We start from the raw sequence: 800 nt of genomic DNA on the forward strand, positions 1-800 counted from the left end.
AAGGAAAAGTTCGAGCGCAGCAAGCCGCACGTGAACATCGGCACGATCGGTCACGTGGACCATGGCAAGACGACGCTGACCGCTGCGATCACGAAGGTTCTGGCGCTGACCGGTGGTGCGACCTATACGTCGTACGACTCGATCGACAAGGCGCCGGAAGAGAAGGAACGCGGCATCACGATCAACACCGCGCATGTCGAGTATCAGACGGAGAACCGTCATTACGCGCATGTGGATTGCCCGGGCCATGCCGACTACGTGAAGAACATGATCACGGGCGCGGCGCAGATGGACGGCGCTATCCTGGTGGTGTCGGCGGCGGACGGCCCGATGCCGCAGACCCGCGAGCACATCCTGCTGGCGCGTCAGGTTGGCGTTCCGGCGCTGGTCGTGTTCATGAACAAGGTCGATCAGGTCGACGACGAGGAGCTTCTGGAGCTGGTGGACATGGAAGTCCGCGAGCTGCTGTCGAGCTATGATTTCCCCGGCGATGACATTCCGATCATCATGGGCTCGGCGCTCGCCGCCATCGAGGGCCGTGACCCGGCGATCGGTGCCGACAAGATCCTTGAGCTGATGCGCGCGGTCGACGAATACATCCCGACCCCGGATCGGCCGAAGGATCAGCCGTTCCTGATGCCGATCGAGGACGTGTTCTCGATCTCGGGTCGCGGCACGGTGGTGACCGGTCGTATCGAGCGCGGCATCGTGAAGGTCGGCGAGGAAGTGTCGATCGTCGGTCTGCGTGACACCACGAAGACGACGGTGACCGGCGTCGAGATGTTCCGCAAGCTGCTGGA

The 800-nt window shown here is 62.8% G+C and carries 1 protein-coding gene; it reads left to right on the forward strand.

Features of this window, described 5'->3' with window-relative positions; translation table 11 throughout:
• Nucleotides 1–800, forward strand: an 800-nt coding sequence (locus tag WG924_RS28065; protein WP_345936337.1) for an elongation factor Tu, incomplete at both ends; no start/stop codon positions are given.

It is taken from the genome of Tistrella arctica, from assembly GCF_039630945.1.
Taxonomy (GTDB): domain Bacteria; phylum Pseudomonadota; class Alphaproteobacteria; order Tistrellales; family Tistrellaceae; genus Tistrella; species Tistrella bauzanensis.